The sequence below is a fragment of the Methylocystis sp. S23 genome (assembly GCF_054106005.1).
Window position 1 is genome coordinate 3,348,023 of the sequence record NZ_CM134185.1, and the last position, 15,703, is coordinate 3,363,725.

Annotated in this window: 13 protein-coding genes; 3 read left to right on the forward strand and 10 right to left on the reverse strand. The window is 65.4% G+C overall.

Annotated elements, in window-relative coordinates; genetic code table 11:
• The 4 genes from ACV7JP_RS16465 to ACV7JP_RS16480 form a co-directional block, all read right to left on the reverse strand.
• Positions 1–1,536 carry an RHS repeat-associated core domain-containing protein gene (locus ACV7JP_RS16465; RefSeq protein WP_457796730.1) on the reverse strand — a complete coding sequence of 512 codons (1,536 nt, stop codon included), beginning with the start codon at positions 1,534–1,536 and terminating at the stop codon, positions 1–3.
• A 141-nt stretch (positions 1,537–1,677) separates the two neighbouring features.
• Positions 1,678–2,100 (reverse strand): hypothetical protein, encoded by a 423-nt coding sequence (locus tag ACV7JP_RS16470; protein WP_457796731.1) that lies wholly within the window; start codon positions 2,098–2,100, stop codon positions 1,678–1,680.
• An 11-nt stretch (positions 2,101–2,111) separates the two neighbouring features.
• On the reverse strand, positions 2,112–2,891 hold the full coding sequence (locus tag ACV7JP_RS16475; RefSeq protein ID WP_457796732.1) for an RHS repeat-associated core domain-containing protein: 780 nt from the start codon (positions 2,889–2,891) through the stop codon (positions 2,112–2,114).
• A gap of 158 nt (positions 2,892–3,049) precedes the next feature.
• Entirely contained in the window at positions 3,050–6,115 is a 3,066-nt protein-coding gene (locus ACV7JP_RS16480; protein ID WP_457796733.1) for a DUF6531 domain-containing protein, read from the reverse strand.
• Between the two features lie 500 nt (positions 6,116–6,615).
• On the opposite strand from ACV7JP_RS16480, the gene ACV7JP_RS16485 reads away from it, so the two are divergent.
• The gene (locus ACV7JP_RS16485; protein WP_457796734.1) at positions 6,616–6,855 is read left to right on the forward strand and encodes a hypothetical protein; all 240 of its coding nucleotides are present in this window, start codon (positions 6,616–6,618) and stop codon (positions 6,853–6,855) included.
• Between the two features lie 3 nt (positions 6,856–6,858).
• Here ACV7JP_RS16485 and ACV7JP_RS16490 read toward each other — a convergent pair whose 3' ends face one another.
• From ACV7JP_RS16490 to ACV7JP_RS16500, 3 genes are all read right to left on the reverse strand, one after another.
• Positions 6,859–7,626: an acetoacetate decarboxylase family protein gene (locus ACV7JP_RS16490; RefSeq protein ID WP_457796735.1), complete on the reverse strand. Its 768-nt coding sequence runs from the start codon at positions 7,624–7,626 to the stop codon at positions 6,859–6,861.
• 32 nt (positions 7,627–7,658) lie between these two features.
• Positions 7,659–8,861 (reverse strand): MFS transporter, encoded by a 1,203-nt coding sequence (locus ACV7JP_RS16495; RefSeq protein WP_457796736.1) that lies wholly within the window; start codon positions 8,859–8,861, stop codon positions 7,659–7,661.
• A 109-nt stretch (positions 8,862–8,970) separates the two neighbouring features.
• Complete coding sequence (locus ACV7JP_RS16500) at positions 8,971–9,591, reverse strand: hypothetical protein (RefSeq protein ID WP_457796737.1); 621 nt, start codon at positions 9,589–9,591, stop codon at positions 8,971–8,973.
• A gap of 333 nt (positions 9,592–9,924) precedes the next feature.
• Here ACV7JP_RS16500 and hemC point away from each other — a divergent pair, with 333 nt between their 5' ends.
• Together hemC and ACV7JP_RS16510 are read left to right on the forward strand one after the other, a co-directional pair.
• Positions 9,925–10,851 (forward strand): hydroxymethylbilane synthase, encoded by a 927-nt coding sequence (gene hemC, locus ACV7JP_RS16505; RefSeq protein WP_457796738.1) that lies wholly within the window; start codon positions 9,925–9,927, stop codon positions 10,849–10,851.
• Positions 10,848–11,561 (forward strand): uroporphyrinogen-III synthase, encoded by a 714-nt coding sequence (locus tag ACV7JP_RS16510; protein WP_457796739.1) that lies wholly within the window; start codon positions 10,848–10,850, stop codon positions 11,559–11,561. Before hemC ends, ACV7JP_RS16510 begins: the two co-directional genes overlap by 4 nt.
• Before the next feature lie 4 nt (positions 11,562–11,565).
• Here ACV7JP_RS16510 and ACV7JP_RS16515 read toward each other — a convergent pair whose 3' ends face one another.
• The 3 genes from ACV7JP_RS16515 to cysG form a co-directional block, all read right to left on the reverse strand.
• Entirely contained in the window at positions 11,566–11,823 is a 258-nt protein-coding gene (locus ACV7JP_RS16515; protein ID WP_457796740.1) for a GNAT family N-acetyltransferase, read from the reverse strand.
• 632 nt (positions 11,824–12,455) lie between these two features.
• A complete protein-coding gene (locus tag ACV7JP_RS16520) occupies positions 12,456–13,997 on the reverse strand; it encodes a serine hydrolase (RefSeq protein ID WP_457796741.1) in 1,542 nt (513 codons plus the stop codon).
• 113 nt (positions 13,998–14,110) lie between these two features.
• Positions 14,111–15,520 (reverse strand): siroheme synthase CysG, encoded by a 1,410-nt coding sequence (cysG, locus tag ACV7JP_RS16525; protein ID WP_457796742.1) that lies wholly within the window; start codon positions 15,518–15,520, stop codon positions 14,111–14,113.
• Between the last annotated feature and the right edge of the window lie 183 nt (positions 15,521–15,703).

Genomic DNA, 15,703 nt, shown 5'->3' on the forward strand with positions numbered 1-15,703 from the left:
TTAGTATTCGTCTAGGAGTAGTTTATCTGGGTAACGCCCAACGGGACGAGGATAGAGATAAAGTTGATAGGCGTTGATCATCGTGTCACGGAACGCAAGGATCCGCGAGGGGTTGGGAGAATTATTCAGGTAATTTTTCCAGTCCTGGTTATATCCGTGCGCATGGATAGCGCGATGCTCAAGGCCGGGTATCACGCGGCCGTTTTCCGGTGCGTCAATGTCGATGCCAGCCACTATAAACCTGTCCCGAAATTGCTGGGGAAACTCATGATGCCAATGTTTTTGGTCATCATTCGGCGACCTCCCAAATAGCGCCTTGGATGCGATCGCGCCTACAAGTTGAGCGGCCTTGACTGCAGCCGCCGCGGCGGCGGCCGCACATGGCGGATATTCCAGGCAGGCTGCGGCGATCGCAGCAGGAGCGACGAGGCCGCTCGGATCGGTCCGACTGACGGGATTCCCGCCAACATAGGCGTAGGTGTTCAGCCCGCCTTCCAGCCCGATCGGATCGCTTTCGATATACCTCCCAAGCTTCGGGTTATAATCACGCGCGCCATTGTAATGCAGGCCGGTGACGGCGTCGTAATACTGCCCCGGGAAACGCGAGTTGTAGGCGACGCCCGCCGCGGCCGTGGGCGCGCCGTTGCCGAAGGGGTCGTGATCCCACAGCCATGAGACCTGCGACGCCCCCGCCCCGCCGCCGATCAGCGCCCAGGGCGCGCCGAGTTGATCCGGCGCGACATACAGGACGCCGCCCGTCCGCAGCACCGCGACCGGCAGGTCGCCGAGCCAGACCGTCTCCTGAATGCGCGCGCCGATCCCGTCATATTCGCCGATCAGATGCGCGTTTTCATCGTAGACATAGACGACGCGTCCGCCCGGCGTCGCCGAATCAGTCTTGGAGACCCGCAGGCCAAGCCCGTTGATCGCGTAAGTCGCCGGGATCGCGCCGGTCAGCGATTGCGCGAGGCGGTTCTTCGCGTCGTAGGCGAAGCTGTATGTCGCCGACGGCGTGTTGTGCGAAACGATGTTGCCGGAGGCGTCATAGGCGAAGCTTTCATACCAGCTTCCCCAAAGCCATTGCAGCCGGTTGCTCGATGGATCGTAGCCATAGGTGAAGGACTGCGCGCTCGGCGCATTGGTCGAGAAGCTCGTGCGATTGCCGTTGGCGTCGTAGGAATAGCTCTGCGTCGCCGCGCCGCTTGCATAGCCCGTCAGCCGGTCGAGCGCGTCATAGGAGAAGCTCTTCGCCGGCAGGCCGGTCTCGGTGATGCCGACGATGCGGCCCGCCGAGTCATAAGCGAGGGCGCGCGAATAGCTTCCCGCCGCCGTGGCGAAGGAAATTCCCGTCAGCCGGCTGTTGGCGTCATAGGCGCGGCTATAGGTCGCGCCGTTGGCCGCCGTCCAGCCGGACACGACGCTTGACCCGCGATAGGCGACGCCGGAGATCAGCGGCTGGCCGTTGAGGGTCAGGCCGCTCACCCGCCCGGCGGCGTCGAATGTGTAGGAAACGGCCGCGCCCGACGGATAGATCACGCCCGAGGCGCGGCCGGCGGCGTCATAGGCGTAACCAACCGTCTTCGAAACCGCGCCCGTGACCTGCGTCGCGGAGACGATGCGCTTCAGCGCGTCATAGCCATAGGTCAGCGAGCCGGTGGCGTCGGCTCTCGAAGCGCGTTAATGTCGCGTCTTGTCGAGCTCGTTGGCGATGATGCGATCGGCGATGTCGTTCAGGATTTTTTCGAATTCCGCGATTTGCTCGGGCGACGCGCCAAGCCCCGACAGATGCGGCGCGGATTCACCGATCCCCCGAATATATTCCCGCACCTGCTGCTCGAACGTCCCATCAACGAACGCCTCGTAATTCAACTGCGGCGCGCAATCATAGATTTGCTGTTTCTTCCTCAATTTCGAACGCGCGGGATAGCGCTCCCGCATCCCTTCCGGCATGACGATAGGTACGTAGCGCAGCTTACCCTCGACGCTCGATAAGGCCGACATGGCAAAAGCCGCATTCAGCTGCGGCTCCACCAAGTCTCGGACTTTATCGAGCGCGGGATAGGCAAGATCGAACACTTCGGCCAAAGCCCGGAACTCCATGCCAGCCGCTCCTAACGAAATGCCTGATTTAGCCGAGGCAAGCGTCCATGGGAAATGAAATAGGTGGTCAGTTCGATATTTTCTGCGATCACGGCGGGATAACGTGACGAGAATTGGTATTTTGGCAGATAATCTACATTTTCGATGTCAAGATATATTTGACTATATCGTCCGGACGGATTTGCTGTAATTCCAATTTTATCAATCTCTTTTGTCGTCCTGTTTATCAAATAATAGAGTTCTGTCGGGTCCTGGCTCAGGTGCGAATTGCCGTGAACCTTTTTCGCTTCTGTTATCGCGGTTTCAATCGCCGCTTTACTGACCGACAGGACGCCGAATGAGCCGATGATGGTTGCCGCGACGGCCAGGTCGCAAATCGGATTCGCCGGCCCGCCAGCAAAGCATGTGACTAAAAGCGCTTCTTTCCCGTTCGGATCGATCTTGCTGAGCGGGTTCCCCTCCGCATAAGCGTAGGTGTTCAGCCCACCCTGCAGCCCCATCGGATCGCTTTCGATGTAGCGGCCGAGCCGAGGGTTATAGTCGCGGGCGCCGTTGTAGTGCAGGCCGGTGACGGCGTCGTAATATTGCCCCGGGAAGCGCGGGTTGTAGGCGACGCCTACGGCGGCGGAGGGGGCGCCGTTGCCGAAGGCGTCGTGATCCCACAGCCATGAGACTTGCGACGCCCCTGCCCCGCCGCCAATGAGCGCCCAGGGCGCGCCGAGCTGGTCCGGCGCGACAGACAGGACGCCGTCCGCCCGCAGCACGGCCACGGGGAGATCGCCGAGCCACACCGTCTCCTGGATGCGCGCGCCGGTTCCGTCATATTCGCCTATCAGGCGGCCGGCCTCGTCGTAGACATAGACGATGCGTGCGCCGGGCGTCGCCGAATCGGTCTTGGAGACCCGCAGGCCGAGGCCATTGATCCCGTAGCTCGCCGGGATCGCGCCGGTCAGCGACTGCGCCAGACGGTTCTTGGCGTCGTAGGTGAAGGCGTAAGCCGCCGACGGCGTGTTGTGCGAAACGATGTTGCCCGAGGCGTCATAGGCGAAGCTTTCGTACCAGTTTCCCCACAGCCATTGCAGCCGGTTGCTCGACGGATCGTAGCCATAGGTGAAGGACTGCGGGCCGGCGCATTGGTCGAGAAGCTCCTGCGATTGCCGTTGGCGTCGTAGGAATAGCTCTGCGCCGTCGCGCCGCTCGCATAGCCGGTCAGCCGGTCGAGCGCGTCATAAGCGAAGCTCTTCGCCGGCAGGCCCGTCTCCGACATGCCGACGATGCGGCCCGCCGGGTCATAGCTGAGCGCGCGCGTGCGGCTTCCCGCCGTCGTGACGAAGGAAATCCCCGTCAGCCGGCCATTGGCGTCATAGGCGCGGCTGTAGGTCGAGCCGTTGGCGGCCGTCCAGCCGGACACGACGCTTGACCCGCGATAGGCGACGCCGGAGATCAGCGGCTGGCCGTTGAGGGTCAGGCCGCTCACCCGCCCGGCGGCGTCGAATGTGTAGGAAACGGCCGCGCCCGACGGATAGGTCACGCCCGAGGCGCGGCCGGCGGCGTCATAGGCGTAACCAACCGTCTTCGAAACCGCGCCCGTGACCTGCGTCGCGGAGACGATGCGCTTCAGCGCGTCATAGCCATAGGTCAGCGAGCCGGTGGCGTCCGTGATCGAGGTCAGCTTGCCGGCGGCGTTGGCGCCCTGGTCATAGAGCCATACGACGCTCGTTCCGTCGGCGTAGGTCGCCTTCGTCCTACGGTTCAGCGCGTCATAGACATGCGTCGTCGTCTTGCCGCGCGCGTCGGTCGTGCTGAGGACATTGCCCGCCGCGTCATAGGTGTTCGTCGTTGCGCCCGTGTCGGGGCTCTGCAACGTCGTGACGCGCCCGAGACCGTCATAGGCGTAGCTCGTCGCGTGATTGAGCGGATCGGTCTGGCTGGTGACGGCGCTGTTCGAATCATAGGCGAATTTCGTGACGCCGTTCAGCGCGTCGGTCGTCTGCGTCTTGCGCGACAGCGAGTCGTAAAGGTTGCTCGTGCTGGCGCCGAGCGGCCCCGTCGCGGTCAGCAGATTGCCGTTGGCGTCGTAGCTGTAGGCCGTGACGTTTCCGGCCGCGTCTCTATCCTGAATCTTGCGGCCGAGGGCGTCATAGACCGCGCTGCGCGTCTCGATCAGGACATTGGCGCTGTTGTAGACGTCCGTCTGGATCTGGGCGCCGGCGGCGTCGAGCGTGTAGACCGTGCGATTGCCGAGCGCATCGGCTGTCGCGGTCAGGCGGTTCGCTTGATCGTAAACGCTCGACGTGAAGGAGCCATCCGGGTTGACGACCTTGGTCCGGTTGCCGGCGCCGTCATAGACGTAGCTCGTCGTCAGCCCGCCGGTCGTGCTGGATATGAGGCGGCCCCGCGCGTCATAGGCGTTGGTCGTTGTCGGGCCGCCCGTCGCGGTCGTCGTCAGAGGTAGACCGTTGACGTTGAAGGTCTGGGTCGTCGCCTGGCCGAGAGGATTGATTGCGCTCGCAAGATTCCCTTGCGCGTCATAGGCGTAAGTCGTGACCCCGCCGTTCGGATCGGTTGCCGTGAGCGGCTGCCCGGCGGCGTTGTAGCTGTAGGATTGCGTGCTGCTCGCGCCGCCGCCAAGAGACCCTCCGGTCGCGCCGCCCGCCGAGGAAGCGGCGGTCACGCTCAGCAGATTGCCGCGCGCGTCATAAGTGAAACTGGTCGTTTTCGTCGCCTCGACGATCTGCGTCGGCAGACGAAGCGCCGGATGCCAGGCGGTGGCGACAGTAATCCCGCCAGCGCCGTCGCCCGCTGATCCGCCGGTCGAGGAGCCGCCCAGCGTGCGCGAAGTCTGTAAGTTGCGTGTCGCGTCATAGGCGAAGGTCGCGACATTGCCGCCGAAATCGGTCTGGCGCGTCAGATTGCCGTTGGCGTCGTAGACATTGGTGGCGAAGGCGTTGCGCGTCGCGTCGAATACCTTGAGCTGCTTCGCGGTCCCGCTGACGCCTTGCAGCAGATAGGAGGTTTTCGCGCCATGGCTGTTCGTCGTCGTGACGACGCCCTGCGCTTGATAGGCGTAATCGACGCTGGACAAATTCGCGCCGCCGGCGCCCTGGCTCGACGTCGCAAGGCCGCCGGCATTGTAGGCGTAGGTCGCCTCGCGATTATTATTGGCGTCGACGACGCCCGTCACGGCGTTGGCGAAAGCGGCGTTCTCATAAAGATATTTGCGCTGCGTCGCGTCCGGATAGGTGACGGCGACGAGCCGGGCGGCCGCGTCATAGGCGAAAGCGTAGAGGCCGTTATCCGGCGTCTTGACCTGCGCGACCAGCGGGCTCGTCGGGGACGCATAGCTGTAGGTCAGCTTGCGGCCGTAAGGATCCGTCACAGTCGAAAGACGGCCCTGCGCATCATAAGCGAGCGTCTGCGTCTGCCCGGCGCGATTCGTCACCGCCGTCAGCCGGCCTTGCGCGTCGTAAATCTCGGTCGCGTCCTGCTCGGTGACGAGCGACCAGCCGCTCGCCGTCTGCGTCAGCCTGAAATTGACGTCGGCTTCGGGCGACCACCCGCCGCCGGTCGCGCTGCTCCCCGAGAGCGTGAAGGCGAATACGCGGCCGTCGTCGCGCGTCGCCCTGACGAGACTGGCGGACGCCTGCGCGAGCGAACGGCTGTAGGAGCCGCGCCAATTCTGCCCGAAGGAATGGACGCCGGCCGCGTCGAGGCTGTTGTAGTGGCGGCTCGCGGCAAGCGGGAATGGTCCGCCGCCCGAATATTCCGTCTCGGCGAGATAAAGATTGCCGATCGCGAAATTGATCGGGCGCGGTCCGCTCGAAGCGCCGAGATTCTTCGGTGCGCTGATCTGCGCGAGATAATTGGGATTGCAAGCTTGCGTCGTCGCGCCGCCCGAAGGCGGAAATTGACAGGCGGTCTGCGCCCGCGCGACGGAGGCCAGCGGCCATTGCGCATCGTGCCGCGATGAATCGGGAAGGCCTCCGAGACCGACAGCAAAAGCCGCAACCGTCATTCTGAAAACTAAAAAATTCCAGCGCATAACCGCCTCCAGCCGCAATTGAAACGAAGGCGCCCGCTGGGAAGTCCGGGGGCGGAGCGTCATAGCCGCGCGCCCGCCGTCTGGCGAAAGCTTTGCTTCAAATCGTTGCGAATTAGGAGCCTTGCGCGGTCGCCGCGTCAACGCGGCGAAACGCATGCGCATGACGCGCATCGGCGAATCCGAAAATTAGGCGGTCGCCTCGGGCGCTTAGGCGCGGCGGCGCAAATCAGGCCGTCGTGAAAAAGGCGAGTTGTTTCAAATACAGCGTTCCGGCGAGAACGTGGCGTTATCCACAGGAATATTCCGCGCGGCGATCAGGGAAGCCAATCTGGGCCGGCATTCGCCGTCTTATGCTCGCGCGAAGCTCCGGTTCGCCGCGCCATGGCCGTGCGCTTTCGCCACGGGCTCGCGAATAGCGACTCCCCTTCCCGGCCCCGGCGCGTTATCTTTTCGCGGATGCGGGAGCACGGGTGATGAGCGTATCGAAAGCGCCCAGAGACATTGCACGCAAGCTCGCGGAAAAAAGCCGCGCGCAAAGCGATGGCTGGCGGCGCGAGACCTTCACCTTGCCGCGCCTCGACGCCCGCGCCAAGGCGCGCGAATGGTTCGACCGTTATCCGAAGGCGGCCTATATGACCGAGATCGAGTTCTGGCGCGAGCTCGACGACGGGCGCATCGAATTCGTCATGCGCCGCCTGCCCAGCGCCGATTAGCCCTCAGAGAGGAAAGCTGTCGCTTGCCTCGTGGAGCAGGCTCGCGACATTGCTGCCGAAAACCCGCGCGATCGGCCTCCTGCCGACGCCGAGCGCCTTGAGCTGCCGGCCGATCGGATGATCGCCGAACGACGCCGCCGCGCCGCCGGGGAAAGGCGACAGGCCATAGAGTCCTTCGGTCTCGATCTTATTCCGCAGCAGGCGCCCGTCTTTCGCTGTGTAGATGCGAAAATCGACGCGCCTGATTTTGGCGGGGACCTGTTCGACCTCGAAGGTCAGGAGGTCTTCTCCGTCGGCGCATACGCGGCAGCGCCGAATATTTTCGGTTTCCTCGAAGCTGATGTCGGCGAGGAATTTGGGACAGCCCCAGACCTTGGCGCCGAGCTCTCGGGCGTCCGGCGTCGTCACGGGCATGTGCAGGACGAAAAAGCCGAAGCTCCCGAACAAGCCGGGGAAGAAGAGCGGCAGGGCCGGAAGGTTGACGAGCGGCTTGTAGAGAACCGGCGTCATGATCGCGACCTCTTTATACGGCGCGATATCCGCAAGGCGCCTGTATTCGATCGCCGCCAGGGACAAAATCGCCGTCCCCGGCGCGATCTGCGCGGGCGCGAGCTTCCTGCTCGGCAAGAGCCGCCGGATGGCGGCGGACGAGGCGGGAAAATGCGCCATCACGCCCGTCCAATCCAAATATTGAGCGGGAAGGCCGACACGAAGCCCGCTCGAGAGATCGACGTGATTGACCGCCTCGCGGGCCAGGATCGTTTGGTACATTGCGGAACCTCGCCTTCGAGGCGAGCCGCCTCTCAATGGCGAAAGCTAGCGCGCGCGTGAGTCAGAAGCACGACCATCACCGCAAGCGCGATGGCGCCCCATCCCCAGGCGAAGGTTCCCGTCGCGTCGCGCAGCGCGCCGAAGGCCGGGGGCGCCAGCACGACGAAGAACTGATTGATCGCCATGGCGAGGCCGATCATGAAGCCGATGGCCCCGCGCGGCGCGGCTTCGCTCACCAGCGCGATCCAGGGCCCGTACCAGCCGAAGCCGAAGAAGCCGAGCCAGGACGCGATCAGCGCCACGATCCATAAGGGAGCGCCCGGCGCGGCGATATAGGCCGCGATCCCCAGCACGATCGCGGCCATGCTCATGGCGAGCGGAAAGAAGCGCCCGCGCCGGCTGCGATCGCTCCAGGCCGCGAGCAGAATGCGCGCGACCGCGCCGGCGAATTGCGCCGCGAAGAGGATTTTCACGCCCGTCGCGACCGGAATGTCGAAGCGGTCGCGCAGATCGAGCGGCAGATAGACGGCGATGGCGAATTGCGCGCTGACCAGCGTCACGCCCGGCCAGACGATGCGCGGCAGGCGCGGCGCGATCTCGTCGAGGCGCTCGCGCCACAAGTCCGGCGTTCGCCTGCGCTCGGGCAAGGGTTCGGGCGGCGGACGGTAAAGGAAGGCGAAAAGCAGCCCGCTTGCGAGCGCCGCGACGGCGCCGAGATCGAACGCCGCGCGCCACCCATGCCGCGCCGCCGCGACAGGGAGGATCAGCGCCGCCAGCGCCGCGCCGAGCGGCAGGCCCGCCTGGCGTATCCCCATGGCGAAGCCGCGCGTATCGGGCGAGAACCACGCCGCCACCACCTTGCCGCCGCCCGGCTGCACCGTGCAATAGCCGATGCTGGCGACGGCGAGCCAGAAGAGCACGCCGCCATAGCTCTCGGCGCGCGCGGCGGCGAAGAGCGCCGCGGCGACCATGCCCGCGCCGAGGCCCACAATGAGCCGCTCGCTGAAACGATCGAGCAGCATGCCCGCGACGAGCAGGCCGACGATCGGCGCCGTCTGCGCCGCCGACATGGCGAAGCCGATCTGCGCCGCATCGAGCGCGAAGGCGGTCTGCAAGGCGGGCCCCAGCGCGCCGAGCCCCTGAACGAGAAAGCAGCCGCCGATCTGTGCGAGAGTCGCGAGGGCGAGCACGGCCCAGCGGTAGGGGGAAGGATGCGGCGGCGCGGTTGCGGACAAATGGGCTTTCCCGCCGCGCGGATCGCTTGCGCGGCTTGCTCGTTGGGGGCGGGAAAAGCCTTATTGCATTCGCGAAGGCGCGGTCCAGCGAATTGCCGATGAAACTCTTTCAGCCTGCCCCGCACTGGTCGAGCCAGACATCCGCCAATCCGCGCCGCTCGCATTGTCCCGCGAGATATTTCCTGATCCTCGCCACGCGCGCCGCATTCTCCGGCGTGCCCGGCGCGATTTTAGGCGTGTTGTTGGTGGCGATCAGCGCAAGATATTCTCCGTCATCCAACTCCCCGAGCGGCTTGCCGAACCACTGCGCGGAAAGCGACTCGAAGCCGTTCACGTCGATAAACGCCGCCAGTTGCGCATTCTTGGATGCGAGCGGCCCGACCGCGAAATAGGCGATCAGCGTCTGCTTGATCTTGGCGACGCCCGGCTCGAATTTGTCGAAATAGAGCTTCTTGACGACGGATTGCGTCACCGTCGTCGCCAGCGGCGCGCTCCAGTCGACGCCGCGATGCGACCAGAATCGCGGGTCCTGAACCCTAACGAGAATATCCACTCGCTCCAGCGACAGGGCGGCGGGCGGTTTCGCCCCGCTTTCAGTCGCCGCCTCATATTTTGCGAAAAGGCGCTTCGTGGTCGTCCGAGCGACGATCACCGCATAGGCCTCATAGAAAGCGCCGCTCAAAAGCGCGACGGCCAACCCGATGGAAAGATATTTCGCAAAAAGTCGCATTGCTGGTCTGCTCCTAAATCTACAAATTTAGTATGATTGAAAGCCAAGCAAAATTGCGGCGAAATAGCTGGGTCGATCGCGCCCCCTCTCCCCGTGAAAACGGGGAGAGGGCTGGGGTGAGGGGCGAGGCCGTTATCCGGAAGCAGGAAATATCCTCCGTCGAGAAAATCAGCAGCGGCGCGCGGACGCTTCGCCCCTCACCCTGACCCTCTCCCCGCAAGCGGGGGCAAGCGGGGAGAGGGGTGATTGCGCCGTCTCGTGGTTTCGGCGTGTGGCGCTTGCCCTTCCCTTTCAGACTCCTATAGTCCGCCAACTCTCACGCCGGAAAGGTTCATGACGATCAAAAGCCTTCGCATCGGCACGCGCGGCAGTCCGCTGGCGCTTGCGCAGACCCATATGGTTCGGGCCCTGCTCGCCCAGGCGCATGGCGTGGCCGAGGCGCATTTCGCCATCGAGGTCATCAAGACCACGGGCGACGTCATTCAGGATCGACCGCTCTCGGAGTCCGGCGGCAAGGGGCTTTTCACCAAGGAGTTGGACTCGGCGCTGATCGCCGGGAGCATCGACCTCGCGGTGCATAGCTCCAAGGATCTGCCGACCCATCTTCCGGCCGAAATCGTCATCGCCGGCTATCTGCCGCGCGAGGATGTGCGCGACGCGTGGATCGGCCGCGACGGCGCGACGATCGACCAGCTTCCCGCCGGCGCCGTCGTCGGCACCGCCTCGCTGCGGCGCGCCGCGCAGGTGAAGCGCCGGCGGCCGGATCTGCAAACGACGCTGCTGCGCGGCAATGTGCATACCCGACTCGGCAAGGTCGCGAGCGGCGAGGTCGACGCGACGCTGCTGGCGCTCGCCGGGCTGAAGCGGCTCGGCCTCGCCGACCGCGCGACGGCGCTGCTGCCGCTCGAGGATTTCCCGCCCGCCGTCGGGCAAGGCGCCATCGGGATCACAGCCCGCGCCAGCGACCCTGAGACACAGGCCGCGATCGCGCCGATCCTCGACGAGGCGACGGCGCTGGCGCTCGCCGCCGAGCGCGCCTTTCTCTCCGCGCTCGACGGCTCCTGCCGCACGCCCATCGCCGGCCATGCGACGGTCGCGAACGGCGACCTCGTCTTCTATGGCGAGGTGCTGAAGGCGGACGGAAGCGAGGTGTGGAGCACACGCCGCAAGGGGCGCGCCATCGACGCGGCGATGATCGGCGCCGACGCCGGCAACGAGATCGTATTGAAGCTCCCCCATGGCGTCGCGGGGCTCATGTGACCCGCGTTCTCGTGCTCCGCGCGCGGGATGACGCTTTACGTAGCTCGGAAAAGCTCCGGGCGATGGGTTTTACGCCTGTCGTATCGCCGGTGCTGGAGATCGCCGCCACAGGCGCGCCGATCCCGCCGGGCGATTACGACGCCGTCCTGGCGTCGAGCGCCAAGGGGATCGAATGCGCGGGCGCCGGCGCAGAGCCGTACAAGCGCCTGCCCTTCCATGCCGTCGGCGCCCGGACCGCGAAAGCGGCCGAGGCCCGCGGCTGGCGGCCCGATATTGTGGCCGGCGACGCCGGGGCGATCCTGCCGCCGCTCCTCGCCCGCTATCCCGAGCCGGCGCATTTTCTCTATCTCGCGGGGCGGGACCGCCAGGCGGCGCTGGAAGCCGGGCTGACGGGCGACGGCCATAAGGTCACGGCGGTGAACGTCTACGAGGCGCGCGCGGCCGAAAGCCTTTCCGACGAGGCGCGCGCGGCGATCCGCGCCGGCGACATCGACGTGGCGCTGCATTATTCGCGGCGCAGCGTCGAGATTTTTCTGAGCCTCGCCGAAGCGGCCGGACTCGCCGCCGCCCTCCCGGCGATCGCTCATGTGGCGCTCTCCGCCGAGATCGCCGCGCCGCTCGAGGCGCTGTCCCTCAAGGTCGCGCGGGCGGCCAAGCCGGAAGAAGGCGATCTGTTGCAAGCGATCGGGACATGCTTCAAAGACGGGTAGCGTCTCACTTCGGATTTGGTTTCGTCTCGTTTCGCGGTTCAAGATTTTTCACGAAGCGACGTTCGTCCTCGACGAAGCCTACGGATCGGTAGAAGGCGTGCGCGCCGGGTCGATGATCCGCGCTCGTCACCTCGATGTGGACGCAGCCGCGATCCCGGAAGTAATTCGCAGCCCTGTCGATAAGGGTGCGGCCGACGCCAAGCCTGCGCGCCTCGGCGTCAACGACGAGGGCGGTGATCCGGCCCCAGCCGGCCTGGGACATGGAAAAGCTCGTGAGCATGAGCGCTTAGGCAGCCGACCACCCGTTCGCCGTGAATCGCGAGGAACACGGCGTCGTTGGCGGAGCGCGACAGCTCGGCAAGCTTGCAGGCGACGAGTTCGGTCCCCGCTTCATAACCAAGCTGGTTCAACAAATCGGCAATATTCGAAGCGTCCGCGACCGTGGCGTTTCGGATGAGCATGGAGTTGTTGATAGCGGCTGGCGCGGCTGCTTTCCACCCGAAGCAGGAATGAAACCGCTTAGTTTGCGATGGCTGCTCTCCGCCAATCATCATCGGCGCTGAAGAGAATTTAAAAGCTATTCAGCCGGAGCCGTGAGCTTGATCTAGACGCCGCGGTCGATCCTTCCCTCCGGCCTCTTGCGCTACAGGCGTTCGGCGTTCGCGGCGCGCGATCGCCCGATACCCCGTTTGGGAGATGCCCCCAAGCGCCTGATCGGTATGCTTTTATCGTCGGCAATTTTCCGCTGGCGGCGCGGAGTGGATTGACCCCGCTGTGGGACGCTTCCGAAATTGCATCGGGAGCGCGCGGCGCCGAAGCTAATTCGGCGGCGCGGACGAAGCTGCAGCCAAGCTCACGGAGGCCGCGCCGAGAAATCGTCGCGGCCCTCTGCTTTTAGCCCGCGCGCAGGAAAAGGCCCTGCCCGTCGCCATCGAAATAATCGATGCGCGCCGACACGATTTTATGGCTTACGTCTCGAATAAATCTTAGGGGAGACACGCCGAAGGCGTTTTCTCCCGGCGGCTGGAAAGTGAATATGTCGCCGTCGTAATTATGTATTTCGTAAAGCCTGTCACCAGGCCCCATGGTCAGAGCAAGAGCATTTACGTTTTGCGTAATTTGTAAGGGTCCATAGAGATCGTTGCGATAGGCGCCAATATAATCGGAGAGCGCCGCGGGCGGCGCGGCGCCTCGAGGCGGCTTCGCGTAGTCGGCGTCTCGCCCATAGGTCGGCTCCGCCATCCTGGCGAAAACGCCGCCAAAGAGCGCAAGCCAGTCCCGCTGGATTTTCCCCGTTGTCGCGAGATCGAGAAAACTCCGGCAGACCGCCTCCGGCGCGCCGACGGGAGAGGCGTTGCTCAGGGCGACAATGCCGAGCTGGCGGGAAGGCAGGATATTCACGCAGGTCGCCGCGCCGAGCGAAAAGGCGCCGGAATGGCCCCAATGTACTAACGGATGTTCGTTATAACCGATGTCCCAACCAAGCCCGTAAAAGGTCGGCGCGGCGGCCGGATCGGCGGGCTGGGTTGCGATCTGCGGCCGATGCGTCTCGTCCAGAGCGGCCTCCGCGACGATTTCCCGCCCGTCGAATCTGCCCTTTGCAAGTTGCAGCCGCAGCCAGGCCGCCATGTCGCGCGCGGAGGAGCTCGCCCCGCCCGCCGGCGATTGCGCGTCGGGCTCCCGCTGCTCGCCGACGACCCAGGCGCCGTCGCGACGAATATGGCCGAAGGCCCTGTTTGCGCGCGCCGTAAAATCCGCATGGCGCGAAGTCGTGCCGGTCATGCCGAGACGGCGGTAAAGACGCTCGCTCGAGAGATCTTCCCAGGATTTCCCCGCGGCCCTCGCCGCCGCGACGGCGGCCGCGGTGAAGCCGAAATTCGTATAGGCGTAAGAAGCGCGGAAATCGCCGGCGGGCTTCACATAGCGCAGCCGGCGGAGAACCTCGTCGCGGCCATATCCGATATCCTCCAGCAGATCGCCCGCATGGTCGGGCAGACCGCTGCGATGGCAGAACATGTCGCGCAGCGTGATCTCCCTGGTGATCCAGGGATCGCTCATCGCGAAGTCAGGCAGGTGACGCACGATCCTATCGTCCCAGGAGACGACCTTGTCGCTCACGAGCCCGGCGACCACCGTCGTCGCAAGGGGCTTGGAGAGAGAGGCGAGCGCGAAAGCCGTATCGGCGTCGACGCGCTCCGGGCGCCTTGCCCGCCGCACGCCGAAGCCTTTCAGATAGACGACCCGATCATGCGACACGACCGCGACCGCCATGCCGGGAACGCCGGTCTTCTTCATCGTCTCGGCGACGATGCGGTCGAGGTCGCCAAGATGCTTTTCGACCGCGTCCTCGCGCGCGGCCTCGGGACGCGCCGCCGCGCCCGGCGCCAGAAGCGCCAGAGCAGAGGAAAGAATCGCCGACCGTCTCGTAACCGCCATGCCGCGCCCCCTTTAGCCAGGACGCAACATTAGATCGCGCGGCGAGAAAGTGGAAACGGAGCGGCTCCACGCTTTGCAGCGATTCGGCCGGATTTGGCGCGATCCGAAGCCAATCAGTTTTCGACCAGAGCCCAGCCGATCAGCACCATCACCGGCCCGACGATCGTCTCGCGCGCGACCTTCTCCGGCAAATCCGCGATCGTGCCCTTGACGATGCGTTCGTCGGGCGTCGAGGCGCGCTCGATCACGAAGGCCGGCGTGTCATGCGCCATGCCCTCCTCCAGCAGGCGCCGCGAGAGTTCGGGCAAGGTGCGGTTGCCCATATAGACCGCCGTGGTGGCGCGGCGGTCGGCGAGCGCGCCCCAGTCGAAGTCTTCGGGAAATTCGCCCTCCTTCGTATGCGCCGTGATGAACTGCACGCGCCGCGCCGTTTCGCGGCTCGTGAGCGAGGCGCCCAGCGCGGCGGCGGCGGCGCAGGCCGCGGTGACGCCCGGCACGATCTCTATGTCGAAGCCCGCCTCGCGCAGCGCGGCGATCTCCTCATTGGCGCGGCCGAAGATCAGCGGATCGCCGCCCTTGAGGCGCACGACGTTCTTGCCGGCGCGGGCGAGCTCGACGAGGAGCGCCGTGATCTCCTCCTGCCGCACCGAGGGCTTGTAGCCGCGCTTGCCGACATTGATGCGCGTCGCCTCGCGGCGGGCGAAGTCGAGAATGCTCGCCGGCACGAGATCGTCGAAGAGCACGACGTCGGCGCCGGCCAGCGCGCGCATGCCCTTGAGGGTGAGAAGCTCGGGATCGCCCGGCCCGGAACCGACGAGCGTCACCCTGCCGCGCCGCTCGGCTTCCCCGGCGTCGCGCGCCTCGGCGAGCAGCGCGTCGCGATCCTTCTCCGTCGGCGGGCGCTCAATGTCGCGGAAGGCGAAGCGGGTGAAGCGGCGCCAGAAATCCCGCCGCGCGAGAAAGTCGAGACCGGAGGCGAGCACTTGCGGACGCCAGTCCTGCGCCGCCTTGGCCCAGGCGGCGAAAGTCGCGGGCACAAGCGACTCGATGCGGCCGCGCACCGCCTGCGCGAAGACGGGCGAGGCCCCGCCGGTCGAAACGCCGATGACGAGCGGCGAGCGGTTGACGATGGCGCCCATGATGAAGTCGCTCATGGCCGGCCGGTCGGCGAGATTGAGCGCCACATGCGCCGCATCCGCCGCCTTGCGGGCCGCGTCGGCCTCGGCGTCGTCGAAAGTCGCGCCGAAGGCCAGCGTCGCGCCCTCGAAATCGGCCGCCGTCGCCGCGCGTTCGTGCAGCGCCACATTCGCGCGGCCGCCGACGATCTCGCGCAGCTTTTCGCAGGGGTCGCGGGCGAAAACGTCGACCCGCGCCCCGGTCGCGGCCGCGAGATCGACCTTCCACGCCGCCCCCTCCCCGCCGCCGATGACGACGACCCGCTTGCCGGCAAGCGGATAGAACAGCGGCAGCGTCTCGAGAGGCTGCATGACTTCGGAGGAAATTTCGTCGGGTTTGCGGGTCAAGGTTTAGCCTGTGTGCTGATCGGCCCCACGCATAGCCCATCCGCCGGAGCCGAAAAAGGCGCCGAACGGCCCGCGCCCCGTCATTGCGAGCGCAGCGAAGCGATCCAGAGCCGTTATGCTCGTGGATTGCTTCGCTTCGCTCGCAGAACGGCGCGAGCATTGCCGTAGAGCAATCAGGCGGCG

Excerpts from the sequence above, each read along its gene's own strand:
- ACV7JP_RS16490 (WP_457796735.1), bottom strand. The coding sequence starts at position 7,626 with ATGTACCAAACGATCCTGGCCCGCGAGGCGGTCAATCACGTCGATCTC.
- ACV7JP_RS16515 (WP_457796740.1), bottom strand. The coding sequence starts at position 11,823 with ATGTCCCAGGCCGGCTGGGGCCGGATCACCGCCCTCGTCGTTGACGCC.
- hemC (WP_457796738.1), top strand. The coding sequence starts at position 9,925 with ATGACGATCAAAAGCCTTCGCATCGGCACGCGCGGCAGTCCGCTGGCG.
- ACV7JP_RS16470 (WP_457796731.1), bottom strand. The coding sequence starts at position 2,100 with ATGGAGTTCCGGGCTTTGGCCGAAGTGTTCGATCTTGCCTATCCCGCG.
- ACV7JP_RS16485 (WP_457796734.1), top strand. The coding sequence starts at position 6,616 with ATGAGCGTATCGAAAGCGCCCAGAGACATTGCACGCAAGCTCGCGGAA.
- ACV7JP_RS16520 (WP_457796741.1), bottom strand. The coding sequence starts at position 13,997 with ATGGCGGTTACGAGACGGTCGGCGATTCTTTCCTCTGCTCTGGCGCTT.
- ACV7JP_RS16500 (WP_457796737.1), bottom strand. The coding sequence starts at position 9,591 with ATGCGACTTTTTGCGAAATATCTTTCCATCGGGTTGGCCGTCGCGCTT.
- ACV7JP_RS16480 (WP_457796733.1), bottom strand. The coding sequence starts at position 6,115 with ATGACGGTTGCGGCTTTTGCTGTCGGTCTCGGAGGCCTTCCCGATTCA.